Below are 21,721 nucleotides of genomic sequence, written 5' to 3' on the forward strand. Positions count from 1 at the left end.
GAAGCCGGGCGGAGGCCGTCGGCCCACGGCGGCTGCTCCTATCGGTCCCGTTCCCCGGTGGTGGCCGGTGCCCCGCCCAGCGCCCGTAGATGTGCCGCGCGCGATTCCGCCGTCTGGCCCTGCACCAGCAGGAACAGCCCTTCCCGGGCCAGGCGCTGGGCGCGGCTCGTCAGGGCCATCGCACGGCCGCCGCCGGCCACCACCGCCGCGGTGGTGGCCGCACGCAGCACGTCGTACGCCTCCGCGCGCACGGCCAGCCGCTCCGCGGCCCAGTCGTCCACGCCTGACCCGGCCCGGTCGTCCACGCCTTGCCCGGCCCCCGCTTCCCCTGCCGTCGGCCCATGCCCGCCCCCCTCGGCCCCCGCCCTGCCCCGCTCCTCGCCCCGCGCCTGCGGGACCGGAGCGTCGGCCAAGGCGTAGGCCCGTTCGCGGAGGCCGGTCAGGCGGGAGCGGAGCGGGGTGGCCGCTTCGTCGTCCAGGAGGGACAGCGCCGCCTCCGCCACGCCGAAGACCGCCGGGCTGGTGCTCAGGGTCTTGACCCGGTCGCCGGCGGCCCACCGGGCGTACGGCGTGTGCAGGGACACCGCCTCCGCGGGCAGCCACAGGCCGTCCAGTTCCAGCGACACCGTGTGCGCGGCGGTGAGGGCCGCCAGCCGCATCGGCGCCGACGCCCGCAGCCCGGACTGTTCGCGTGCCTCGGCGAAGGCGAACAGCACCTCGTCGGAGTCCGTCACCCCGGCCAGCAGCATCACGTCGTTCAGGCCCCACCCGGTGTACCAGGGGACGGTGCCGTCGAACCGCCAGCCGGTGCCCTCCCGGCGGACCCGCACCGGGCGGCGCGGATACGAGCGCAGGTGCGCGTACGCCACCCCGGACAGCAGTTCCCCACGGGACAGCGGGCCCAACAGCCTCTCCCGCACCGCCCGTTCACCGCGCGCCAGCGTCTGCACGGGCGTGTGGTGCTGGGTCTGCACGAACCAGGTCGCACAGCACGCGCCGGCCAGGATCTCCGCGGTCTCCCGCAGCACGGCCGGCGGCGCCCCCGCGCCGCCGTACTCCGCCGGCGCGGCCACCCCGAGCAGCCCCGAACGCTTCACCGCCTCGATGTGGCTCGCGGGCACCCCTTCCTGGTCGATCCGTTCGGCCTCGGGAGCCAGCAGGTCCGTGGCGAGCCGGCGGGCGCGGACGACGAGAGGATGCGAGGTGAGGTCCATACGGGAGATTCTTCCGCTCTTCCCCGCCGCACGGTCATCCGGATCTTCGGCATCGCGGCGTTCCGGACTTCCGGTATTCCGGCGCTCCGGAGATTTTTTCCGCGACCGTGGCGCGCGGTGTCGATCCGGGACCCGGCCGTTCGTGTAGGAGGTGACACAGAGCCCGCCCCGGGCCCGACGCCTTGGAGGACGTCATGAAGCACTACCTGCTCAGCGTGGTCCAGCCGGCCGGCGCCACCCCGCCCGGTCCCGAAGCCCTCGCCGCGATCATGCGCAATGTCGAGACCTTCAACGACGAACTGCGCGCCGCCGGCGCCTGGGTCTTCGCCGGCGGTCTGCACGGCCCGGAGACCGCGACCATGCTCCGCCCCCAGGACGGCGACGTGCTCGTCACCGACGGCCCGTACGCCGAGGGCAAGGAGTACCTGGGCGGCCTGTGCCTCATCCGGGCCGCCGACCTGGACGAGGCCCTGGACTGGGGCCGCAAGGCCGCCCTCGCCACCACCCTGCCCATCGAGGTACGTCCCTTCGTGGACCAGTACTGACGGCGGACCAGCCCTGACGACCAGCCCTGACGACCAGCCCTGACGACCAGCACTGACGGCGGAGCGCACCGATGGCCGAGGCCCCCGACATCGAGGCCGTCTTCCGCGCCGGGTACGGGCGCGCGGTCGCCGTCCTGGTCCGCTTCCTCGGCGACATCGACCTCGCCGAGGAAGCGGTCCAGGACGCCTTCGCCACGGCCGTGGCCCGGTGGCCGGAGACCGGTGTGCCGCCGAGCCCGGCCGGCTGGATCATCACGACCGCCCGCAACCGGGCCGTCGACCGGCTGCGCCGGGAGTCCTCCCGGGACGCCCGGCACGCCGAGGCCGCCCGGCTGCACGCCCCCGACGCACCGCCCGAGGAGGGCCCCGTGCGCGACGACCGGCTCCGGCTGATCTTCACCTGCTGCCACCCCGCGCTCGCCCCGCAGTCCCGGATCGCGCTCACCCTGCGGCTGCTCGGCGGCCTGAGCACCGCGCAGATCGCCCGCGCCTTCCTGGTGCCCGAGGCGACCCTGGCCCAGCGGCTGGTGCGGGCCAAGGCCAAGATCCGGGACGCGGGCATCCCGTACCGCGTGCCCCGGGACGCCGACCTGCCCGACCGGCTCTCCGCCGTCCTCGCCGTCGTCTACCTGATCTTCAACGAGGGCTACACCGGCGATCCCGCCCTGTGCGCGGAGGCGCTGCGCCTCGGCCGGCTGCTCGCCGAGCTGATGCCGGACGAACCCGAGGTCACCGGTCTGCTCGCGCTGATGCTGCTCGTGGAGGCCCGACGGCCGGCCCGGCGGGACGTAGACGGCGTTCTCGTCCCGCTGCCCGAGCAGGACCGCGCCCGGTGGGACCGGACGCTGATCGCCGAGGGGCAGGAACTGGTCCGCCGCTGCCTGCGCCGCAACCGGCCGGGGCCGTACCAGATCCAGGCCGCCGTCAACGCGGTGCACAGCGACGCGCCCACCGCCGCCGCCACCGACTGGCGTCAGATCCTCGCTCTCTACGACCAGCTGACGGCCGTGGCGCCGTCGCCGGTCGTCGCCCGGAACCGGGCCGTCGCGGTCGCCGGGACCGAGGGGCCGGAGACGGCCCTGGAGCTGGTCGACGCGCTCGGCCTCGGCCGGTACCACGTGCTGCACGCCGTCCGCGCCGACCTGCTGCGCCGACTGGGCCGGACCGCCGAGGCGGCGGCGGAGTACGGCCGCGCCGCCGAGCTGGCACCGAGCGAGGCCGAACGGGCGTACCTGGAGCGGCGGCGACGGGAGACGCGACAGCGGGCGCCGGGCCGCGGGGGGACGTGACCCTCCTCACCCCGGCACGGCTTCGGAATGAACTTCAGACTATGAAAGGTTGGTGTCTACACCTGATCGACCGGAAACCCGGACCTGGCCCCAACCGGCCCGTGCACCCAGTGAGGCACCCGTGAACGACTCCCCACCCGAGCGGCCCGCCGACGTCGTGGCCCGGCTGCGCGCCGCCTACGCCGCCGGCCGGACCAGGCCCGTCGAGTGGCGCACCGGCCAGTTGCGCCGGCTGCGCGCCATGCTCACGGAACGCGGCGCCGACCTCGCCGCCGCCCTCAACGCCGACCTCGGCAAGAGCGGCGCGGAGGCCTACCGCACCGAGATCGACTTCACGGTCCGGGAGATCGACCACACCCTGGAGCACCTGGCGGAGTGGCTGCGTCCCGAACCCGCGCCCGTCCCGGCGCACCTCGGCGCCGACGCCACGGCCTGGACGCAGTACGACCCTCTGGGCGTCGTCCTCGTCATCGCGCCCTGGAACTACCCGGCGCAACTGCTGCTCGCCCCCGTGGTCGGCGCGCTGGCCTCGGGCAACGCGGTCGTCGCCAAGCCGAGTGAGCTGGCCCCGGCCACCTCCGCCGTCCTGGCCGAGCTGATCCCGGCCTATCTGGACACGGACGCGGTCGCCGTCGTCGAGGGCGCCATCCCGGAGACCACGGCCCTGCTGGCCGAGCGCTTCGACCACATCTTCTACACCGGCAACGGCACCGTCGGCCGCATCGTCATGCGGGCCGCCGCCGAGCACCTCACCCCGGTCACCCTGGAACTGGGCGGCAAGTCACCGGTGTTCGTGGACCGGGGCACCGACCTGGAGACGGTCGCGGGCCGGCTCGCCCGCGGCAAGTTCCTCAACGCGGGCCAGACCTGTGTCGCCCCGGACTACGTCCTGACCGACCCGGAGACCGCGACCGCTCTGGAGGCCGCGCTGGTCCGCGCGGTCGAGGGTCTGTTCGGCGCGGACCCGCAGCGCTCCGAGGAGTACGGCCGGATCGTCAACGAGCGCCATTTCGACCGGCTTTCCGCCCTGCTCGACTCGGGCCGCGTCGTCGTCGGCGGCGTCGGCGACCGGGCGACGAAGTACCTCGCGCCCACCGTCCTCGCGGACGTCGACCCGGAGTCGCCCGTCATGCGGGAGGAGATCTTCGGCCCGATCCTGCCGATCGTCACCGTGCCCGGCCTCGACGAGGCGATCGACTTCATCAACGACCGCGACAAGCCGCTCGCCCTGTACGTCTTCAGCGAGTCCGACGAGACCCGTGAGCGCATCGCCGCCGAGACGTCCTCGGGCGGCCTCGGCCACGGCCTCCCCCTCGCCCATCTCACCGTCTCCGACCTGCCGTTCGGCGGGGTGGGGGAGAGCGGCATGGGCAGCTACCACGGCCGCTACTCCATCGAGACGTTCAGCCACCGCAAGGCGGTGCTGTCCAAGCCGCTGCGCTGACGTCCTCCGGCGTTCCGGGCCCGGCCGCGCGCACGCGGCCGGGCCCGGCCTGCGTCCGGACAACTTCCTTGTGGACAGCCGGTGTTCGCCGACGCAACCGATCAGGGATTGACTGGTCTACACCCTTGACTGGTACAGACCAAGGCGGTTGAGTGTGCCCAACCCCCCACCACGGCCGCTCCCACCTCGTGGGTGCGGCCGTGCCGCGCAAAGGAGTTGGTCCATGGTGAGGCACCGCATCGCCGCGCTTCTGACCTCGCTCGCCCTGGGCACGTCCGCCCTGGTGCTCCAGGCGGCGCCCACGGCCTCGGCCGCCGGGTTCGTGGTCAGCGAGGCGCAGTTCAACCAGATGTTCCCGAACCGCAATTCCTTCTACACGTACAGCGGCCTGACCGCCGCCCTCGGCGCCTACCCCGCCTTCGCGAACACCGGCAGCGACACCGTGAAGAAGCAGGAGGCCGCCGCCTTCCTCGCCAACGTCAGCCACGAGACCGGCGGCCTGGTGTACGTGGTCGAGCAGAACACCGCCAACTACCCGCACTACTGCGACTGGAGCAGGCCGTACGGCTGCCCGGCGGGCCAGGCCGCCTACTACGGGCGCGGCCCCATCCAGCTCTCCTGGAACTTCAACTACAAGACCGCCGGGGACGCGCTCGGCATCGACCTGCTCAACAACCCCTCCCTGGTGCAGAACAACGCGTCCGTGGCCTGGAAGACCGGCCTGTGGTACTGGAACACCCAGTCCGGGCCCGGCACGATGACCCCGCACAACGCCATGGTCAACGGCGCCGGCTTCGGCCAGACCATACGCAGCATCAACGGCTCCCTGGAGTGCGACGGCAAGAACCCCGCCCAGGTGCAGAGCCGGGTCTCCGCCTACCAGCGCTTCGCCCAGATCCTCGGGGTCTCCCCGGGCGCCAACCTGTACTGCTGACGCACTGCCGGGGCCCGGCCGGGTGCCGTGTGCGAAACTCCGCCGATGACTGCTGACGAGATGATCACCGCGGACGCGTCCGGCACCTGGAAACTCGGCGACCTGCCCGTCCACCGCATCGGCTTCGGCGCGATGCGGCTGACGGGCAGCGCCGCCTTCCACCACGGCACCCCGAGCGACCGGGGACGGTCCCTCGCCGTCCTGCGCAAGGCCGTCGGGCTGGGTGTGAACCACATCGACACGGCGGCCTTCTACTTCTCGTCGCTGCGTTCCGCCAACGAACTCATCAACACCGCGCTGTCCCCGTACCCCGACGACCTGGTCATCGCCGCCAAAGTCGGCCCCTACCGCGACCACCACGGCGAGTGGGGCACCTCCGCCCGGCCCGACCAGCTGCGCGGGCACGTCGAGGAGAACCTGCGCCAGCTCGGGCGGGACCATCTCGACCTGGTCTATCTCCGCAGGATGCGCCAGGCGTCCATCGCCGAACACTTCGGCGCCCTCGCCGAACTGCGCGAGGCCGGTCTGATCCGGCACCTCGGGATCTCCGGCGTCGAACCCCGGCACCTCGCCGAGGCGCTGGAGATCGCGCCGGTGGTGTCCGTGCAGAACCGGTACGCGGTGGACCGGCCCGATCCCGTGGACGACGAGGTGCTGCGGCTGTGCGGCGAGCACGGCATCGCCTTCGTCCCCTTCTACGCGGTGGCCGGTGAGACCGGAGAGCGCGGTGCGACGACCGCTCACGACGACGCGGTGCTCTCCGTCGCCCGTGCCCACGGCGTGAGCCCCGCGCAGGTCCGCATCGCCTGGACCCTGCACCAGGGCCCGCACGTCCTCGCCATCCCCGGCACCGGCAACCCGGGCCACCTGGTCGAGAACGTCGCGGCCGGCGCGTTGCGGCTCACCGGGGAGGAGCGGGCACGGCTGGACGAGGCCCGCGCGCAGGCGGGCTGACCGACGGCCATGGAGTGTGGCCGGCACCGAGGGTCCGCAGGCGCCCTCGTGCGGAGGGTCGGGTCCAGGGTGCGTGTCGTGGTGCGTCCGGTGCGAGCCGTACCCGGCCCGCACCCGGGCGGCGTGATCACGACGGCGTACGGTCAGGGCCGGCGCCGGGCTGACTACGATGGCGTGGACGCCCTGCTGGACCGCACACGAAGACGACCGCACGCGAAGACGACCGCACACGAGGACGGGTGAAGACCTCCCCATGACCGACGCCAAGGACGAACGCCGGCCGGCCGGCGAGCTCGAAGCGAGCGTCCTGGCCGCGCTCTGGGCCGCCGGCGCACCCCAGACCCCCGGCCAGGTCCAGCGGAGCCTGGGTACGGACCTCGCCCGTACGACGGTGACGACGATCCTCACCCGCCTGCACGACAAGGGCGTCGTCCACCGGCGGCGCCAGGGCCGCGGGTACGCCTACTTCCCCGCCCAGGACGTCCAGGACGCCCACGGCCTCACCGCCCGCCGGATGCACAGCGAACTGGACCGGGACAGCGACCGCGAGACGGTCCTCGCCCGCTTCGTCGCCCAGCTCAGCCCGGACGACGAACGCATCCTGCGCGACCTGCTCGAATCCGACGGCCGATGACCGCCCCGCTCCTGCTGGTCCTGCCGCTGCTGCTGCCGTGCGCCCTGCCGCCCCTGGCGCGCCGGGCCCTGGACCGGCTGACCCCGGTCGCGGCGCTGTGGTCCGTCACCGGCTGCGCGGTGCTCCTCGCCGGCTGTTCGGCGCTGGCGCTCGGCACCTCCGTCCTGACCGGGCTGCTGAAGCTGCCGCTCTTCGCCGCGCTGGGCGAACTGGTCCATCCGTTGCGCACCGCCCCCGACGCTTTCGTCGTCCCGGCCGCCATCGCCTCGGCCGGCGCGCTGGCCGTGTGCGGCTGGAGCCTCGCCCGCTCGGTACTGAGCCAGGCCCGTGCCTTCCGGGCGGCCCGTGCGGAGGCCGCGTGCGGAGCCGTCGCCGGTGACCTGTGCGTGATCGACTCGTCCCGCCCCGACGCCTACGCCCTGCCGGGCCGCCCGCACCGGGTCGTCGTCACCACGGCGATGCTGCGCAGCCTGGACGGTCCCGAGCGGGAGGCGCTGCTCGCCCACGAGCGGGCGCACACCGCGGGCCGCCACCACTACGCCCTCGCCGCCGCCGAACTCGCGGCGCACTGCCACCCCGCGCTGCGCCCGGTCCGCGCGACGATCCGGCTGGCCGCCGAGCGCGCCGCCGACGAGGCCGCCGCCGTCTCGGTCGGCGACCGGCGCCTGACCGCCCGCGCCATCGCCCGCGCCGCCCTCGCCGGGCAGGCCGCCCGGCCCCGACGCCCTGGCTTCGCGCCCGGCGCGGCCACGGGCCCCGTCCCCCAGCGCGTCCAGGCCCTGCTGACCGCCCCGCGGGCCCGCACCGCCCGCGCGATCTCCGCACTCCTCATCGCCTGCACCGCCCTCTCCTGCGTGGCCGCGGCCACCTCGACGGCCGACGTCCACCACCGCGTGGAGATCGCACAGGGCGAGGCGAGCCCCTGACACGACACACCTCCGCCCCGCGGGAAGCACGGAGGGCAGACACGGGACCGCCGACGGCCACGCGGCCCGTACGCCGACGCGTACCGCCCGCGAGGGAGACGTCCGGCTGACCGCACGCGCAACCCGCCCGCCCGGCGCACGGGGGAGGGCCGACCCGGCCGCGAGAACCGCCTGGAGATGTGCGTGCGGACCCGCCCGGCGACGCGCGGGCGCACCGCCGGGCGGCCGGCGGGATCTTGCCCGGCGAGCTGGGGAGAGCGCCTGATGCGTTCCGGTGAGCCTGCCGGTCGGTGCGCGTGTGCATCCCGCCGGGCGGCCGGCGGGAACACGGTCGGCGAGCCGTAGAGAGCGCCGACGGCGCCCATGCGAACCCACCCCGGAGGGGGCGGCCTGGGTGGGCCGGGCAGCAGGCCGGGACGCGGGCTTCGTACGGGCGCGCGAGGCAGGGCCCCCGTGCGGCCTCGTACGGGCGTCGCCATGCGCGGCCCCCCGTACGCCCGCCCCCCAGCGCCCCCGCCGACCCCCTCCCGCAACGCGCGTAGACCGAGACTGGCGTGGGAGAAGTTTTACGTATAACCTCACCGGCTAACCACCTCCACCGGAAGGTCGCCATGCGTCGCGTCGCCCTTGTCACCCTCGTCGTGCACGACTACGACGAGGCCATCCGCTTCTACACCGAGGCCCTCGGGTTCCGTCTCGTCGAGGACGCCCCGCGTCCCGACGGCTCGCGCTGGGTCGTCGTGGAGCCCGGGGGCGACGGACCCGGACTGGTGCTGGCCCGCGCGAAGGACGACGAACAGCGGGCCCGCGTCGGCGACCAGACCGGCGGGCGCGTCGGCTTCTTCCTGCACACCGACGACTTCGCCCGCGATCACACCCGGATGACCGCCGCCGGCGTGACCTTCCTGGAGGAGCCGCGCCACGAGCCGTACGGCACGGTCGCCGTCTTCCAGGACCTGTACGGCAACCGCTGGGACCTGCTCCAGCCCGCCGGTCACTGACCCACCACCGCACTACCTGTCCCAGGACCCGAGGAAACGAAACGCCCATGACCGCGTCCCGCATCGACACCGAGACCCTCCGCCGGCTCCCCAAGGCCGTCCTGCACGACCACCTCGACGGCGGTCTGCGCCCCGCCACCGTCGTCGAGCTCGCGGCCGCGGTCGGCCACACACTGCCCACCACCGACCCGGACGAGCTGGCCGCCTGGTACTTCGAGGCCGCCAACTCCGGTGACCTGGTCCGCTACATAGCCACCTTCGAGCACACCCTCGCCGTCATGCAGACCCGCGAGGGCCTGCTGCGCACGGCCGAGGAGTACGTCCTCGACCTGGCCGCCGACGGTGTCGTCTACGCCGAGGTCCGCTACGCCCCCGAGCTGAACACGAGCGGCGGGCTCACGATGCGCGAGGTCGTGGAGGCCGTGCAGGAAGGTCTCGCCGCCGGCATGGCCAAGGCAGCCGCCGCCGGCACCCCCGTCCGCGTCGGCACCCTGCTGTGCGGCATGCGCATGTTCGACCGCGTCCGCGAGGCCGCCGACCTGGCCGTCGCCTACCGCGACGCGGGCGTCGTCGGCTTCGACATCGCCGGTGCCGAGGACGGCTTCCCGCCCGCGGACCACCTCGACGCCTTCGAGTACCTGCGCCGCGAGAGCGTGCCGTTCACCATCCACGCCGGCGAGGCGCACGGACTGCCCAGCATCCACCAGGCCCTCCAGGTCTGCGGCGCCCAGCGCATCGGCCACGGCGTCCGCATCACCGAGGACATCCCCGACCTCGCGGCCGGCAAGCTCGGCCGTCTCGCCTCCTGGGTGCGCGACCGCCGTATCGCCCTGGAGATGTGCCCGACCTCCAACCTCCAGACGGGCTGCGCGACCTCGATCGCCGAGCACCCGATCACGGCCCTGAAGGACCTGGGCTTCCGGGTCACCCTGAACACCGACAACCGTCTGGTCTCGGGGACGACGATGACCCGGGAGATGTCCCTGCTGGTCGAGGAGGCCGGCTGGACCCTCGAAGACCTGCGCACGGTCACGGTGAACGCCCTCAAGAGCGCGTTCCTCCCGTTCGACGAGCGCAACGCCCTCATCGAGGACGTGGTCCTGCCGGGGTACGAGAGCGCGCTCTAGAGGAGCCCCCTGAGGTAGGCGGCCTGTCCGACGTGCTGGAGGTCGTCGGACAGGACGCTCACCAGACGCACCCCCAGTGACACCGGCGGGTCCCAGCGCTCGTCCACGATGCGTTCCAGATCCTTGGCGGCCAGCGCGCGCAGACAGCCGAGGGTCTGTTCGTGGACGGCGTCGTAGTACCCGGTCAGCAGGTCCGCCGACTCCACCCGCACCTTCGCGACCTTGGCGGGGGTGTGCGCGTACCCGGTGTCGTGCCGTGGCAGGTCGAGGCCGAAACGCTTCTCCCAGCCCTGCGCGAGCCACACCTGGTCCAGGTCGAAGGCGTCGGCGACGTGGTCGTCCTGCACCCGTGTGAGGTGCCAGACCAGCCAGGCGATGGAGTTGGCGTCGGCGGCCGGGCGGTGGTGCAACTCGTCCGGGCCGAGGCCGTCGAGGGCGGCATGGACTTCTTCCTGGATGCGGCCGTAGCCGTCGATGAGGATGTCCTTCGCATGCATACCGTCCACCATCGCAAATCACCGGCGCCCCCGCGCCCGGAACCCGGCTTTCGCGGAGGCCGCCGGGACATGACGCCTCGCCCGCTGACGTGAGTCCCCCCGACCGCCCTCACCGCACCTCGTCGGTGGCCGCGGCCAGCACCCCCGTTTCCAGCAGGGTGACCAGCGCTCGCGCGGCCGGGCTCGTGGCCCGTTCCGGCGGCAGCAGGGCGACCGTCTCGTACTCCGGCTCGTCCGCGCCCTTCAGCGGGAGCGCCGTGAGTGCCGGCCGCTTGTGCCGGAAGTGCCGGGGTACGACCGCGATCCCCAGGTTCTCGTCCACCAGGTCCAGCAGGCTGTGCACGTCGTTGACCTCCAGTGCGACCGTGCGCCGGACGCCGGCCGTGGCGAACGCGGCGTCGGTGGTGCGGCGCGGACCCCAGTCGGGGTGGAAGTCGACGAAGACCTCCCCGGCGAGATCCTCCGGGCCGAGCACGGCCGGGGCGGAGGCCAGGCGGTGGCTCGGGTGGCACAGCACGGTCATCGGCTCGCTGGTCAGCGACACCGAACGCAGCTGGTCGGTGTCGGCCTGGGTGCGGTAGGCGAAGGCCAGGTCGAGCCGCCCGGCCGCGACCTCCTCGGCCAGCGCGCCGGAGCCGGCCTGCCGCAGCCGGATCTCCACATCCGGGTGCCGGCCCCGGAAGGCCGCCAGCAGCCGGGCCACGTGCACCCCGGCGATGCACTGCTCGGTGCCGAGGGCCAGCGTGCCCCGCAGGACACCCTGCACCGCGGCCACCGCCTCGTGCGCGGAACGCACCTGTGCCAGGATGCGCTCGGCCTCCCCCAGCAGCGCGCGCCCCGCCTCGGTGAGCGTCACCCGGCGGGTGGTCCGCACGAACAGCGGCGCCCGCAGCTCGCGCTCCAGCGCCCGGATGGACGCCGACAGGCCCGACTGGGACACCATCAGGCGTTCGGCGGCCCGGGTGAAGTGCTGGTCCTCGGCGACCGCGACGAAGTGCTGGAGATGGCGCAGTTCCATGATTGAGAAGCCTATCCGCTGAATTCCATCGGATTCTTCTGTTGGACCGCTGCCCGCCGCCCGGGGAAGAGTGGCACCGGTAGATCGTGTGCCAACCCCTCTGGAGTCGCGTTGTACACCGCACATCCCGACCGCTACGCCGACATGCCCTACCGGCGCACCGGCCGCAGCGGCCTGAAGCTCCCCGCCCTGTCGCTCGGCCTGTGGCACAACTTCGGGCCCGACCGGCCGGTGGAGACCCAGCGGGCCATCCTCCGCCGCGCCTTCGACCTCGGCGTCACCCACTTCGACCTCGCGAACAACTACGGCCCGCCGCCCGGCGCCGCCGAGTCCGCCTTCGGTGAGGCGCTGAAGGCGGACTTCGCCGGTTACCGCGACGAACTGGTGATCTCCACCAAGGCCGGTTACCTGATGTGGCCCGGCCCCTACGGCGAGTGGGGCTCGCGCAAGTACCTGCTGTCCTCGCTCGACCAGAGCCTCACGCGGATGGGCCTGGATCACGTCGACATCTTCTACTCGCACCGCTTCGACCCGGACACTCCCCTGGAGGAGACGATGGGCGCCCTGCACACGGCGGTGCAGCAGGGCAAGGCCCTCTACGTCGGCGTTTCCAACTACTCCGCCGAGCAGACCCGCGAGGCCGCCCGCATCCTCGGCGAGCTGGGCACGCCGCTCCTCATCCACCAGCCGCGCTACTCGATGCTCGACCGGCGCCCCGAGGACGAGGGCCTGCTCGACGCCCTGGACGAGCTCCAGGTCGGCTCCATCGTGTACTCCCCGCTGGAGCAGGGCCTGCTCACCGGCCGCTACCTCGACGGCATCCCCGAGGGCTCGCGGGCCGCGAGCGACAGCCCGTTCCTGAACTCGGACGCGGTCACCGCGGACCTGGTCGCCCGGCTGCGCGCGCTGGACGAGATCGCCAAGTCCCGTGGCCAGAGCCTGGCCCAGCTCGCCCTCGCCTGGGTGCTGCGCGGCGGCCGGGTGACGTCCGCCCTGGTCGGCGCGAGCAGCCCGCGGCAGATCGAGGACAGCGTCGCGGCCATCGGCAACCTTGACTTCGACGCCGACGAACTGGCACGGATCGACGCGATCGTGCGGCCGTAGTGCCGTAGTGCCGTAGTGCCGTAGCGCCTCAGCGCCGGCGTGCCGGACGGTCCGGGGGAGTGGCCGCGATGAACCGCGGCTGCTCCCCTCCGTCGTACCGCCACCCCGTCGCCCTCCCTGGAGGCGCCGGCACGGGCCCCGTCAGGCGCTCGCCGGAACCCGGTCCAGGAATCCCAGCACCTGCCGGATGCGGCCCTCCTCGTCCAGCGTGACCACGTCGAACCCGGCCACCGGCGCCGAGCCGTCCTGCTCGTTCACCAGCTCCCAGGCGAAGCGCGCGGTGTCGTGGTGGCCGTCGACCGCGCCGAGCGGACGGAACACGAAGCCGGGGAACTGCTCGTGGGCCGCCGCGATCACGGCCGCGATCTGCTCGTGCCCGCGGACGTCCACGAGCGGGTCGGTGTAGCCGCCGTCCTCGGTCCAGGCGGCGGCGACGGCCTTCCCGATGTCCTCAGGCCGGGTGGCGTTCCAGGCCTCGAAGTAACGGGCGGCGGCGTTGTCGTGACGGTCGGTGTGCGCGGCCATGGCGAAGCATCCTCCATAGAGGTCGTCTCTGCTGGTCAGGTCCCGGATGCGGGGTTCGCCGCTCCGGTGTGACCACCATGCGGGGGGAGGGGGTGCCGGGTCGATTACCTCCGGGGTCATGGCCCGGCGGGCGGGACGGCCCGCCTCATTTCGGTCAGAACAGGTGCTGAACATGCCAAGAGACTGGCCGGAAAGTCATGGTGACAGTGGTTCAGTAGTGAACATACTCAACTGTGAGGACTTCACTTCCAGCGAGGTTCCGATCACGCACCGCACACGGCCGCACCGCAGATGAGCCGCACCGAAAGCGAGGCCAGCCGGCAGGCGAACGACGCGACGGGGAGTGCGCATGCACGACGAGTTCCTGTGCCATGTCACCGCGTACGGCACCTGCGGTGGGCAGCGCATCGGAGTGCCCCTGGGCACCTATCGGGCTCCCACCCTGGCCCTCGCCCTGTGGTGGCTGCGCGACCGCGCCAACTGGATCGCCGACCGCCTCGACCCGAGTCCCGAGGCCGGGCACTTCCCGCCGAGCGCGCTCGTCCCGGTCGCGGACACCGTGCCCGACGTGCCGGGCGTCCTGCGCGGGTGGTGCGGCGACCCGGCCCAGCAGGAGCTGGTCGCCGACGAGCTGGCCGCGGGGAGGCTGGTGCGGATCGCGACCGGCGACGAGACGACCGAGTACGAGCTGCTCGCGGAGTCCGTCGACGCCCTGCGCATGCAGCGGACCGTCCCGGCCCTCGTCGTGCCCGTCGCCTGACCGGCCGCCGTACCCGTCACCCGGCCGGCCTCCGCCGTGGCCGGCCGGCTTGCCGCAGGCGCCCCGCGCCCGGCCGGCCACCCGGTCCGTTCCGGCCTCTCGTGACGGCGTGCGGCGTGACCCTCGCCACTGTGCGCGGTGGGCGAACGCATCCGGTGGACTGGAGGGCCGGGCTCGGGGTACGAGGACTGGTGCAACAGCGACCGGCCGGACCGGGTTTTCGAGAGAGACAGCATGATCAAGCACCTGGGCGGGGCAGTGATACCGACTGGTTTCGATGTACCCGTGGAGCCGCTGCGGCGCGCGGCGCACTACACCGGCGAACCCGGATGCATCGCCGAAGCGCGTGCCTTCGCCTCCCAGTTCCTCCAGCAGCTGCGCACCGAATGGTGCGCCACCGCCGACGGCCGGGCCGACGGCGAGCTGCTGCTGATGGTGAGCGAACTGGTCACCAACGCCGACCAGCACAGCGACGGCCCCTACATCCTGGAACTGGAGGGCACGGCCGCTTCGGTCGCGGTGTCCGTGTACGACAGCAGCACCGCCCTGCCCCGCCGCTACCCGAAGGACCCGAAGCGCGTCGGACGGCACGGGCTGGAGATCGTGCACGCCCTGGCCTCGGAGGTCACCGTGGAGCGCGTGCCCGTGGGCAAACGCGTGCGGGCCGTCTTCCCGCTCCGGCAGCCGGAGCCGGCCCCTCCCGAACGGACTGCCCCGCGCCTGACGGGCTGACCCACCCCCGACGGACTGGGATGTCGGGCCGACGCCGGGGCGCCGCGCCGGCCCGAGGTGTCAGGCGCAGCCGAGTTCGCCCAGCATCCCCTGCCGCAGCCGGGTGATGATCCGCTTGATCAGCCGGGAGACGTGCATCTGGGAGCACCCCAGCCGCTCCCCGATCTCCGCCTGGGTGGCCTCCTCCACGAACCGCATGTGGATGATCTGCCGGTCACGGTCGCTCAGCTCCGCCATGAGCGGGGCGAGCGCGTGGAAGTCCTCGACGAGCCGCAGCCCCTCCTCCTCCACACCGATGAAGTCGGCGAGCACGGCCTCGCCGTCCTCGGGGCCGTCTCCGGTGAGCGCGGCGTCCAGGGAGGCGGAGTTGTAGCCGTTGGAGGCGAGCTGGGCCTCGACCACCTCCTTCTCGGAGAGGTTCATGAGGGTGGCCAGCTCGGCGACCGTCGGGTCCCGGTCCAGGCGGCTGGACAGCTCCTCCCGCGCCTTTGCCAGCTCCACCCGCAGCTCCTGGAGCCGGCGCGGCACATGGACGGCCCAGGTGGTGTCCCGGAAGAACCGCTTGATCTCGCCGACGATGTACGGCAGCGCGAAGGAGGTGAACTCGACCTCGCGTGCCAGTTCGAACCGGTCGATGGCCTTGATCAGGCCGATCATGCCGGTCTGGACGATGTCCTCCATGTCGTCGCCACGGCCCCGGAACCGTCCGGCCGCGAACCGCACCAGCGACATGTTCATCTCGATGAGCGTGTTGCGCGCGTACTGGTACTCGTGCGTCCCCTCTTCCAGCTCGGTCAGCCGGCGGAAGAACTGGCGGGACAGCTCCCGCGCGTCCCGCGGGGCGACGGACGCGGGGTCCGTGATGCCAGGCAGTGATCCCTCGCCCGTCCTGTCCTGCTCGGTCTGCTCGACGACCTCTGCTTCCGACCGGATCCCGGCGGCGGTGTTCATTGCCTCTCCCACGAAAGTCACGGTTCGACGTCTTCCTGTACGGCAGCTTCGTGGCTCCCGATGCAGGACGCGTTCCCTGCGGGTACCCGATGTGCGGCGGGTCATTCCTCCCGCGGAGCCGCTCACGGCGCGAGTACCCCCGGTGACGGCGCGCATGCGCACGCCGCGCCGCAGTGGCGAGAAACGACCGGTCCGGCCCGGATTTCCCTGAGGGCGGAACGCCGCGCCCTTGTCCCGCACCGTACCGCTTCTAGGCTGACGGGATGAGCAACCCGCTGAGCGAGGAAGCCCGAGTGATCCCCCTGCGGCCGGCGCCCGTCCGCCCGGACGCGCCGGACGGCGAACCCGCGCCCCGGGAACCTCTGTGGCGGGATCTGGTCGGCGAGGTGCTGCGCCGGGAGCGGCAGGCGCAGGAGCGCACGCTCAAGGACGTGGCCGACGCGGCCCGGATCTCGCTGCCCTACCTGTCGGAGGTCGAGCGGGGCCGCAAGGAGGCCTCGTCCGAGGTGCTGGCCGCCGCGGCCCACGCGCTCGGCCTGGGCCTCGGCGACCTGCTGTCGCTGGCGCACGGCGAGCTGGTCCGGCGCACGGCCGAGCGGCACCGGCCCGCCGTCGCACCGCACCGGTCCGCCACCGTGCCGAACCGGGCCGTCACCGCGCCGAACCGGCCGTACCAGGGGCTCTGCCTGGCTGCCTGACCGGCTGCCTGACCCGCTGTCCACGTCCGGGCGTCCTTCCGGCAGGTGCGGGGCGGACCGATGAGTTTCGCGTGGGGGAGCGGTCCCCACACACGACGGCGTTCCACGCCCGGTTCCACCCCCTCGTTCACGCCTCGGGAGGCGCTCATGACCACCGCCGGATTCACCACCTGTCTCTGGTTCGACGGCCAGGCGGAGGAGGCCGCGCACCACTACGTGTCCGTCTTCGAGGGCGCCGTGCTCGGGCGCGTCGTCCGCTGGCCCGAGGGCGGTCCCGGGCCGGCCGGCTCGGTGCTGACAGCGGAGTTCACGGCCAACGGCCAGAAGTTCGTCGCGCTCAACGGCGGCCCCGAGTTCACCTTCAACGAGGCGGTCTCGTTCCAGATCCTCTGCTCCGACCAGCAGGAGATCGACCACTACTGGACGAAGCTCACCGAGAACGGCGGCGAGGGCGGACCCTGCGGCTGGCTCAAGGACAAGTACGGCGTCTCCTGGCAGGTCGTCTACGCCCCGCTGCTCGACATGGTCGCCGACCCCGACCCGGAGAAGGCCGCGCGCGCCACCAAGGCCATGATGGGCATGGGCAAGCTGGACGCCGCCGCGCTGGAGGAGGCGTACGCGGGCGCGTAGCGGGACGCCCGGCCGGCCGCCGTCACCGTCGCCCGGCCTCGGCGAGGATCTCGGCGATCACATGCCGGGAGTTCTCCGCGAGGGCCGGGTTGGTGTGCCGGTAGTACGGCAACTGGATCAGCGAGATCGACAGCGCCCAGCCCCGCCCGCGCGCCCACTCCGCGTCGTCCGCGCCGACGGCCTTGCGGAAGGTGTCCCGGGCGGACGCGGGCAGCAGGTTCCAGGCCACGATCAGGTCCACGGCCGGGTCGCCGACGCCGGCGCAGCCGAAGTCGATGACCGCGCCCAGCCCGTCCCCGTCGACCAGCACGTTCCCCGGGGAGAGATCCCCGTGCGCCCAGGCCGGCGGACCGGAGTGGGCCGGGGCCCGCAGCGCCTCCTCCCACAGGGCCGTCACGGCCGCCGTGTCGATCCGGTCGGTGAGCTCGGTGAGCCGCCCCAGCGCGGCCCGGGTCGGCTCGTCCCGGGTGGCGAGCGGCACGCCCCGGGAGGCGGGCGGCCCGGCGTGCGGGTCGATCCGGCGCAGAGCCGCCACGAACGCCCCGAGCCGCTCGGCGAGGCACTCGGGCTCCGCGACGGCACCGGCGACCGGGTTCCGGCCGTCCACCCAGCGGTACACCGACCAGGGCCACGGGAAGTCCTCGTCGGGCGCGCCGAGACCGGCCGGCTCCGGCGTGGCCACCGGCAGCAGCGGGCCGAGACGGGGCAGCCAGCGCTGCTCGTGCGTCACGTCGGCGACGGCGCCGGGATGCCGGGGCAGCCGTACCACCAGGCCGGTGCCCAGGCGGAACATGGCGTTCTCCGTGCCGGAGGAGTCCACGCGCCGTACGGGCAGGGCCGCCCACCCCGGGAACTGCCGGGCGATCAGCCGGCCGACCAGCGGCGCGTCGATACCGACCTCGCCCTCACGCATCCTGACCGTGTTCACCGGGCCCATCACAGCGGGACGCGGGCCCCGCTGTCGACCGAATTACGGCTCCCGGCTCGACGCGCGGGCCGGACCCCTGATGACTAGCGTGAACAAACGGGACACACCACCTCAGGAGGGTCGCCAGCATGGCCGTGCAACCCGAAGGAACGCCCTGTTGGGCCGATGCGATGTTCAGTGACGTCGAGGGAGCCAAGCGGTTCTACGGCGACGTCCTCGGCTGGACCTTCGGCGAGTCGTCGTCGGAGTACGGCCACTACACCCAGGCCTATGCGGACGGCAGGGCCGTGGCGGCGGTCGTCCCGCCCATGCCCGGCCAGGAGGGCCAGTCGCAGTGGTGCCTGTACTTCGCCTCGCCGGACGCCGCGGCCACCGCGGAGAGGATCCGGGAGCACGGCGGCGATGTGCTGATGGAGCCGATGCAGGTCGGTGAGTTCGGCACGATGTGCCTGGCCCGGGAGCCCAGCGGAGCCGTGTTCGGCGTGTGGCAGGCGGGCACCCACGAGGGCTTCGAGGCGACGGCCACGCCCGGGGCCTACTGCTGGGCCGAGGTCTTCACCAGGGAGCCGGAACAGGCGGACGCCTTCCTCGCCGCGGTCTTCCCGTACCGGATGAAGGAGATCGAGGACGACGCGGTGGACTTCCGGATGTTCGACGTCGGCGAGGACACCGTCCTCGGCCGGATGCGGATGACCGACGACTTCCCGCCCGAGGTGCCGTCGTACATCAACGTGTACTTCACCGTCGACGACTGCGACGCTGCCGTCGACCGGGCCGTCAAGCTCGGCGGTGTCCTCCGCTTCGGGCCGATGAGCAGCCCCTTCGGCCGGTTCGCCGCGCTCAGCGACCCGCAGGGCGCGAACTTCTCGGTCATCGACATCACCACCACCGAGGGTGAGATGCCGCAGGTCAAGGACGTCTGACCGGTCCCGGAACAGCGCTCCGCACGGCCATGGCATGATCGGGCACATGCGTGAACGTGTGGTGGCCGCGTGCGACGGGGCTTCGAAGGGAAACCCCGGACCGGCCGGATGGGCGTGGGTGGTCTCGGACGACGACGAGCGGACCCCCGTCCGCTGGGCGGCGGGCCCGCTCGGCCGGGCCACCAACAACGTCGCCGAACTGACCGCCCTGGAGCGGCTGCTCACCGCCGTCGACCCGGACGTGCCGCTGGAGATCCGGATGGACTCCCAGTACGCGATGAAGGCCGTCACCACCTGGCTGCCCGGCTGGAAGCGCAACGGCTGGAAGACCTCCGCCGGCAAGCCCGTCGCCAACCAGGACCTCGTGGTCCGCATCGACGAACTGCTCGGCGGCCGGTCCGTCGAGTTCCGCTACGTCCCCGCCCATCAGGTCGACGGCGACCCGCTGAACGACTTCGCCGACCGCGCCGCCAGCCAGGCGGCCTCCGTCCAGGAAGCGGCCGGCAGCGCGCTCGGCTCGCCGGAGCCCCCGCCGTCGCCCGACACCCCGGCGGGCGCCGGGGCAGCGCGCAAGAAGGCGCCGCGCCGCACCGGTGGCACCGCGTCCTCACGCACCGGCGGCACCGCGTCCGCCCGCACCATCAAGGCGAAGTTCCCCGGCCGCTGCCTGTGCGGACGGTCCTACGCGGCCGGCGAGAAGATCGCCAAGAACGCGCAGGGCTGGGGCCACCCGGAGTGCCGTACCGCCGACGCCTGATCAGGCGTCGAACGTGTAGTACCGGTGTGGTCCAGCAGGTCCGCCGGACGCACCGTGTTCCACGGCTTCATCGTGTCGTTCAGGTCCACCACGTCCGGCGTGCCGCCCGCCGGCACTCCGACCACAGCGTGTCGACCTGGGCGTGATGCAGCCAGAACACCGGGTCGTCGGGGGAGACCCCGGTGGCCAACTGCCCGCCGACCCGCACGTGGACGCGGTGGTGCAGGTTGACCCCGTGCCAGCCCTCCAGGTGGTTGCGGAAGCCGTCCGAGGCGCTGTTGTACGGCGCCGTGTCGTACGCCGCGATCGACAGCACCGACTCCACCTCGGCGCGTGTGGGCAACTCGCGCACGCCGGTGCCGAGCGAGCGACGCAGTCCACCGCGGCACGGGCGGCGGCGCGCGGGGTGGGTGCCGGGGCGTAGTGGCTGACGGCGTTGAGCCAGCTGCCGTCGGCGTTCCGCGTCACGTGCAGCCGCACGCCGTCGACGAACACGGCGTAGTCGCCGCCGTGTTCGTGGTGGTGTCCGCCGCCGCTCGCCTCACGGCCCTGTATCCGGCGGCCCTTGTAGACCTCGTCGAAGGAACCGGGCGCGGCGGGCGCGTGGTGGCCGGCGGCGGGCGCGGCGAGGGTGGCGGCCGAGGCCGTCGCGGCGACGGCGGCTGCCGCGGTGAGCGCGCGGCGCCGGGTGATGTCGGGCATGCGGATACGGAGTCGAACCAAGATGATCTTGCCGTGACGGCGGCCCGATCCGCCCCGGAACGGGGAATTCCTTGCCCGGCCGGCCGGATTCCCGCCGATCCTTCCCGGCTGCCGTCCGTCCGGGTGGCGCGGTTCACCGCGCCAGACCGACGCGATCGGGCACGCCTCCACCCTGCTACCCTCCGGTTCCGATCGACCACGTAAGGTGACTGTCAGGGGTGTGCGCGTGAAGGTCGTCTGTGTCGGAGGCGGGCCCGCCGGTCTGTACCTCGCCATCCTGCTCAAGCGGCAGGACCCCTCCTGTGACATCACCGTCCACGAACGCAACCCGCAGGGCTCCACCTACGGCTGGGGCGTGACGTACTGGCGTGGCCTCCTCGACAAGCTCCAGGCCCACGACCCCGCATCGGCGCGGGCGATCGAGGAGCACTCCGTCCGCTGGAGCGACGGCGTCGCCCACGTACGGGACCTGACGACCCGGCACCACGGCGACGAGGGCTTCGGCATCGGCCGCCACCGCCTGCTCGACCTGCTCGCCACCCGGGCCCGCGCCCTGGGTGTCCACCTGGAGTACGAGAGCGAACTCACCGAACCGCCCGCCGACGCGGACCTGGTCGTCGCGGCCGACGGCGTGCACAGCGCCCTGCGCACCCGCCGGGCCGGCCACTTCGGCACCCGGATCACCTCCGGCCGCAACCCCTACATCTGGCTCGGCACCAGCAAGGTCTTCGACGCCTTCACCTTCGCCTTCACCGAGACCGAGCACGGCTGGATCTGGGCCTACGGCTACGGCTACAGCGGCGACCACAGCACCTGTGTCGTCGAGTGCTCCCCGCAGACCTTCGCCGGCCTCGGCCTGGACCGGGCCGACGAGGGGGAGGGCCTCGCCCTGCTGGAGAAGCTCTTCGCCGGTGTCCTCGACGGCCACCCGCTGACCGCCCGCTCCGGCGCCTCCTGGCTGACCTTCCGCACCCTCACCAACGAGACCTGGCACGACGGCAACCTGGTCCTGCTCGGCGACGCGGCCCACACCACCCACTACTCCATCGGCGCCGGCACCACCCTCGCCCTGGAGGACGCCATGTGCCTCGCCGACGCCCTGCGCGCACACGCGGCCCTGCCCGATGCCCTCGCCGCCTACCAGCGCCGGCGCCAGGCCGAACTGCTGTCCGTGCAGAGCGCGGCCCGCTACAGCGCCCAGTGGTACGAGAACCTGCCCCGCTACGTCCACCTGCCCCCGCACCGGATGTTCGCCCTGCTCGGCCAGCGCCACTCGCCCCTGCTGCCGTACGTCCCGCCACAGCTCTACTACGGCCTGGACAAGGCGGCCGGACGACTGGAGGCACTGCGCCGGCTCAAGCGCTGGCTCGGCCCGCGCGCCGCCCGCGCCCTGCACGCCCGCGCCGCGGCCCGCCGGGACTAGCCGCT

23 protein-coding genes and 2 pseudogenes are annotated in these 21,721 nt (G+C 73.1%); 17 read left to right on the forward strand and 8 right to left on the reverse strand.

Annotation, left to right across the window (positions count from 1 at the left end; genetic code table 11):
* Positions 1–38 precede the first annotated feature (38 nt).
* Positions 39–1,214 (reverse strand): acyl-CoA dehydrogenase family protein, encoded by a 1,176-nt coding sequence (locus IE294_RS16070; RefSeq protein WP_189886527.1) that lies wholly within the window; start codon positions 1,212–1,214, stop codon positions 39–41.
* Positions 1,215–1,408: 194 nt separating this feature from the next.
* Here IE294_RS16070 and IE294_RS16075 point away from each other — a divergent pair, with 194 nt between their 5' ends.
* The 9 genes from IE294_RS16075 to IE294_RS16115 all read left to right on the forward strand — a co-directional run bounded on the left by IE294_RS16075 (position 1,409) and on the right by IE294_RS16115 (position 10,068).
* Entirely contained in the window at positions 1,409–1,759 is a 351-nt protein-coding gene (locus tag IE294_RS16075; protein ID WP_189886530.1) for a YciI family protein, read from the forward strand.
* 71 nt (positions 1,760–1,830) lie between these two features.
* A complete protein-coding gene (locus IE294_RS16080) occupies positions 1,831–3,048 on the forward strand; it encodes an RNA polymerase sigma factor (protein ID WP_189886532.1) in 1,218 nt (405 codons plus the stop codon).
* A gap of 121 nt (positions 3,049–3,169) precedes the next feature.
* Positions 3,170–4,492, forward strand: coding sequence for an aldehyde dehydrogenase family protein (locus IE294_RS16085; protein ID WP_189886534.1), 1,323 nt, complete (start codon positions 3,170–3,172; stop codon positions 4,490–4,492).
* A gap of 223 nt (positions 4,493–4,715) precedes the next feature.
* Positions 4,716–5,426: a chitinase gene (locus tag IE294_RS16090; RefSeq protein ID WP_189886536.1), complete on the forward strand. Its 711-nt coding sequence runs from the start codon at positions 4,716–4,718 to the stop codon at positions 5,424–5,426.
* Between the two features lie 45 nt (positions 5,427–5,471).
* On the forward strand, positions 5,472–6,380 hold the full coding sequence (locus IE294_RS16095) for an aldo/keto reductase (protein WP_189886538.1): 909 nt from the start codon (positions 5,472–5,474) through the stop codon (positions 6,378–6,380).
* 253 nt (positions 6,381–6,633) lie between these two features.
* Positions 6,634–7,014 (forward strand): BlaI/MecI/CopY family transcriptional regulator, encoded by a 381-nt coding sequence (locus tag IE294_RS16100; RefSeq protein WP_189886540.1) that lies wholly within the window; start codon positions 6,634–6,636, stop codon positions 7,012–7,014.
* Positions 7,011–7,940 (forward strand): M48 family metalloprotease, encoded by a 930-nt coding sequence (locus IE294_RS16105; RefSeq protein ID WP_189886542.1) that lies wholly within the window; start codon positions 7,011–7,013, stop codon positions 7,938–7,940. The genes IE294_RS16100 and IE294_RS16105 overlap by 4 nt, the downstream gene beginning before the upstream one ends.
* Positions 7,941–8,551: 611 nt before the next feature.
* On the forward strand, positions 8,552–8,941 hold the full coding sequence (locus IE294_RS16110) for a VOC family protein (RefSeq protein ID WP_189886544.1): 390 nt from the start codon (positions 8,552–8,554) through the stop codon (positions 8,939–8,941).
* A 47-nt stretch (positions 8,942–8,988) separates the two neighbouring features.
* Positions 8,989–10,068, forward strand: a complete 1,080-nt coding sequence (locus IE294_RS16115; protein WP_189886546.1) for an adenosine deaminase — start codon at positions 8,989–8,991, stop codon at positions 10,066–10,068.
* On the opposite strand, the gene IE294_RS16120 is transcribed toward IE294_RS16115, so the two are convergent.
* Together IE294_RS16120 and IE294_RS16125 are read right to left on the reverse strand one after the other, a co-directional pair.
* Positions 10,065–10,565: a mycothiol transferase gene (locus tag IE294_RS16120; RefSeq protein ID WP_041665879.1), complete on the reverse strand. Its 501-nt coding sequence runs from the start codon at positions 10,563–10,565 to the stop codon at positions 10,065–10,067. The genes IE294_RS16115 and IE294_RS16120 overlap by 4 nt on opposite strands.
* Before the next feature lie 109 nt (positions 10,566–10,674).
* A complete protein-coding gene (locus tag IE294_RS16125) occupies positions 10,675–11,583 on the reverse strand; it encodes a LysR family transcriptional regulator (RefSeq protein ID WP_189886548.1) in 909 nt (302 codons plus the stop codon).
* 111 nt (positions 11,584–11,694) lie between these two features.
* Between IE294_RS16125 and mgrA the strand changes: the two genes are divergently transcribed.
* Positions 11,695–12,687, forward strand: coding sequence for an L-glyceraldehyde 3-phosphate reductase (mgrA, locus tag IE294_RS16130; protein ID WP_189886551.1), 993 nt, complete (start codon positions 11,695–11,697; stop codon positions 12,685–12,687).
* 141 nt (positions 12,688–12,828) lie between these two features.
* Here the strand turns inward: mgrA and IE294_RS16135 are convergent, their stop codons facing one another.
* Positions 12,829–13,212 (reverse strand): nuclear transport factor 2 family protein, encoded by a 384-nt coding sequence (locus IE294_RS16135; RefSeq protein WP_189886553.1) that lies wholly within the window; start codon positions 13,210–13,212, stop codon positions 12,829–12,831.
* 349 nt (positions 13,213–13,561) lie between these two features.
* On the opposite strand from IE294_RS16135, the gene IE294_RS16140 reads away from it, so the two are divergent.
* Positions 13,562–13,972 (forward strand): hypothetical protein, encoded by a 411-nt coding sequence (locus IE294_RS16140; RefSeq protein WP_189886556.1) that lies wholly within the window; start codon positions 13,562–13,564, stop codon positions 13,970–13,972.
* A gap of 234 nt (positions 13,973–14,206) precedes the next feature.
* A complete protein-coding gene (locus IE294_RS16145; RefSeq protein WP_189886558.1) occupies positions 14,207–14,704 on the forward strand; it encodes an ATP-binding protein in 498 nt (165 codons plus the stop codon).
* A gap of 60 nt (positions 14,705–14,764) precedes the next feature.
* Here IE294_RS16145 and IE294_RS16150 read toward each other — a convergent pair whose 3' ends face one another.
* Positions 14,765–15,655, reverse strand: coding sequence for an RNA polymerase sigma factor SigF (locus IE294_RS16150; RefSeq protein WP_189886560.1), 891 nt, complete (start codon positions 15,653–15,655; stop codon positions 14,765–14,767).
* A gap of 263 nt (positions 15,656–15,918) precedes the next feature.
* On the opposite strand from IE294_RS16150, the gene IE294_RS16155 reads away from it, so the two are divergent.
* Both IE294_RS16155 and IE294_RS16160 read left to right on the forward strand, forming a co-directional pair.
* Positions 15,919–16,353, forward strand: a complete 435-nt coding sequence (locus IE294_RS16155) for a helix-turn-helix domain-containing protein (protein ID WP_189886561.1) — start codon at positions 15,919–15,921, stop codon at positions 16,351–16,353.
* 147 nt (positions 16,354–16,500) lie between these two features.
* Positions 16,501–16,983 carry a VOC family protein gene (locus IE294_RS16160; protein ID WP_189886564.1) on the forward strand — a complete coding sequence of 161 codons (483 nt, stop codon included), beginning with the start codon at positions 16,501–16,503 and terminating at the stop codon, positions 16,981–16,983.
* A 22-nt stretch (positions 16,984–17,005) separates the two neighbouring features.
* Here the strand turns inward: IE294_RS16160 and IE294_RS16165 are convergent, their stop codons facing one another.
* Positions 17,006–17,920, reverse strand: coding sequence for an aminoglycoside phosphotransferase family protein (locus tag IE294_RS16165; RefSeq protein ID WP_189886566.1), 915 nt, complete (start codon positions 17,918–17,920; stop codon positions 17,006–17,008).
* Between the two features lie 119 nt (positions 17,921–18,039).
* Here IE294_RS16165 and IE294_RS16170 point away from each other — a divergent pair, with 119 nt between their 5' ends.
* A complete protein-coding gene (locus IE294_RS16170) occupies positions 18,040–18,834 on the forward strand; it encodes a VOC family protein (RefSeq protein ID WP_189886568.1) in 795 nt (264 codons plus the stop codon).
* 34 nt (positions 18,835–18,868) lie between these two features.
* Positions 18,869–19,591, forward strand: a complete 723-nt coding sequence (locus IE294_RS16175) for a ribonuclease H family protein (RefSeq protein WP_189886570.1) — start codon at positions 18,869–18,871, stop codon at positions 19,589–19,591.
* Here the strand turns inward: IE294_RS16175 and IE294_RS16180 are convergent.
* Together IE294_RS16180 and IE294_RS16185 are read right to left on the reverse strand one after the other, a co-directional pair.
* Positions 19,592–19,967: pseudogene (locus IE294_RS16180) on the reverse strand (tyrosinase family protein); the annotation flags it as partial.
* Positions 19,967–20,293, reverse strand: a pseudogene (locus tag IE294_RS16185) (tyrosinase family oxidase copper chaperone); the annotation flags it as partial. The pseudogenes IE294_RS16185 and IE294_RS16180, both read right to left, overlap by 1 nt.
* A 220-nt stretch (positions 20,294–20,513) precedes the next feature.
* On the opposite strand from IE294_RS16185, the gene IE294_RS16190 reads away from it, so the two are divergent.
* On the forward strand, positions 20,514–21,716 hold the full coding sequence (locus IE294_RS16190) for an FAD-dependent monooxygenase (RefSeq protein ID WP_189886572.1): 1,203 nt from the start codon (positions 20,514–20,516) through the stop codon (positions 21,714–21,716).
* Positions 21,717–21,721: the final 5 nt, after the last annotated feature.

Source organism: Streptomyces canarius, from assembly GCF_014650735.1.
Classification (GTDB): Bacteria; Actinomycetota; Actinomycetes; order Streptomycetales; family Streptomycetaceae; genus Streptomyces; species Streptomyces olivaceoviridis.

Excerpts from the sequence above, each read along its gene's own strand:
- IE294_RS16070 (WP_189886527.1), bottom strand. The coding sequence starts at position 1,214 with ATGGACCTCACCTCGCATCCTCTCGTCGTCCGCGCCCGCCGGCTCGCC.
- IE294_RS16075 (WP_189886530.1), top strand. The coding sequence starts at position 1,409 with ATGAAGCACTACCTGCTCAGCGTGGTCCAGCCGGCCGGCGCCACCCCG.
- IE294_RS16080 (WP_189886532.1), top strand. The coding sequence starts at position 1,831 with ATGGCCGAGGCCCCCGACATCGAGGCCGTCTTCCGCGCCGGGTACGGG.
- IE294_RS16090 (WP_189886536.1), top strand. The coding sequence starts at position 4,716 with ATGGTGAGGCACCGCATCGCCGCGCTTCTGACCTCGCTCGCCCTGGGC.
- IE294_RS16095 (WP_189886538.1), top strand. The coding sequence starts at position 5,472 with ATGACTGCTGACGAGATGATCACCGCGGACGCGTCCGGCACCTGGAAA.
- IE294_RS16100 (WP_189886540.1), top strand. The coding sequence starts at position 6,634 with ATGACCGACGCCAAGGACGAACGCCGGCCGGCCGGCGAGCTCGAAGCG.
- IE294_RS16105 (WP_189886542.1), top strand. The coding sequence starts at position 7,011 with ATGACCGCCCCGCTCCTGCTGGTCCTGCCGCTGCTGCTGCCGTGCGCC.
- IE294_RS16110 (WP_189886544.1), top strand. The coding sequence starts at position 8,552 with ATGCGTCGCGTCGCCCTTGTCACCCTCGTCGTGCACGACTACGACGAG.
- IE294_RS16115 (WP_189886546.1), top strand. The coding sequence starts at position 8,989 with ATGACCGCGTCCCGCATCGACACCGAGACCCTCCGCCGGCTCCCCAAG.
- IE294_RS16120 (WP_041665879.1), bottom strand. The coding sequence starts at position 10,565 with ATGCATGCGAAGGACATCCTCATCGACGGCTACGGCCGCATCCAGGAA.
- IE294_RS16125 (WP_189886548.1), bottom strand. The coding sequence starts at position 11,583 with ATGGAACTGCGCCATCTCCAGCACTTCGTCGCGGTCGCCGAGGACCAG.
- IE294_RS16135 (WP_189886553.1), bottom strand. The coding sequence starts at position 13,212 with ATGGCCGCGCACACCGACCGTCACGACAACGCCGCCGCCCGTTACTTC.
- IE294_RS16140 (WP_189886556.1), top strand. The coding sequence starts at position 13,562 with ATGCACGACGAGTTCCTGTGCCATGTCACCGCGTACGGCACCTGCGGT.
- IE294_RS16145 (WP_189886558.1), top strand. The coding sequence starts at position 14,207 with ATGATCAAGCACCTGGGCGGGGCAGTGATACCGACTGGTTTCGATGTA.
- IE294_RS16150 (WP_189886560.1), bottom strand. The coding sequence starts at position 15,655 with ATGAACACCGCCGCCGGGATCCGGTCGGAAGCAGAGGTCGTCGAGCAG.
- IE294_RS16155 (WP_189886561.1), top strand. The coding sequence starts at position 15,919 with ATGAGCAACCCGCTGAGCGAGGAAGCCCGAGTGATCCCCCTGCGGCCG.
- IE294_RS16160 (WP_189886564.1), top strand. The coding sequence starts at position 16,501 with ATGACCACCGCCGGATTCACCACCTGTCTCTGGTTCGACGGCCAGGCG.
- IE294_RS16165 (WP_189886566.1), bottom strand. The coding sequence starts at position 17,920 with ATGGGCCCGGTGAACACGGTCAGGATGCGTGAGGGCGAGGTCGGTATC.
- IE294_RS16170 (WP_189886568.1), top strand. The coding sequence starts at position 18,040 with ATGGCCGTGCAACCCGAAGGAACGCCCTGTTGGGCCGATGCGATGTTC.
- IE294_RS16175 (WP_189886570.1), top strand. The coding sequence starts at position 18,869 with ATGATCGGGCACATGCGTGAACGTGTGGTGGCCGCGTGCGACGGGGCT.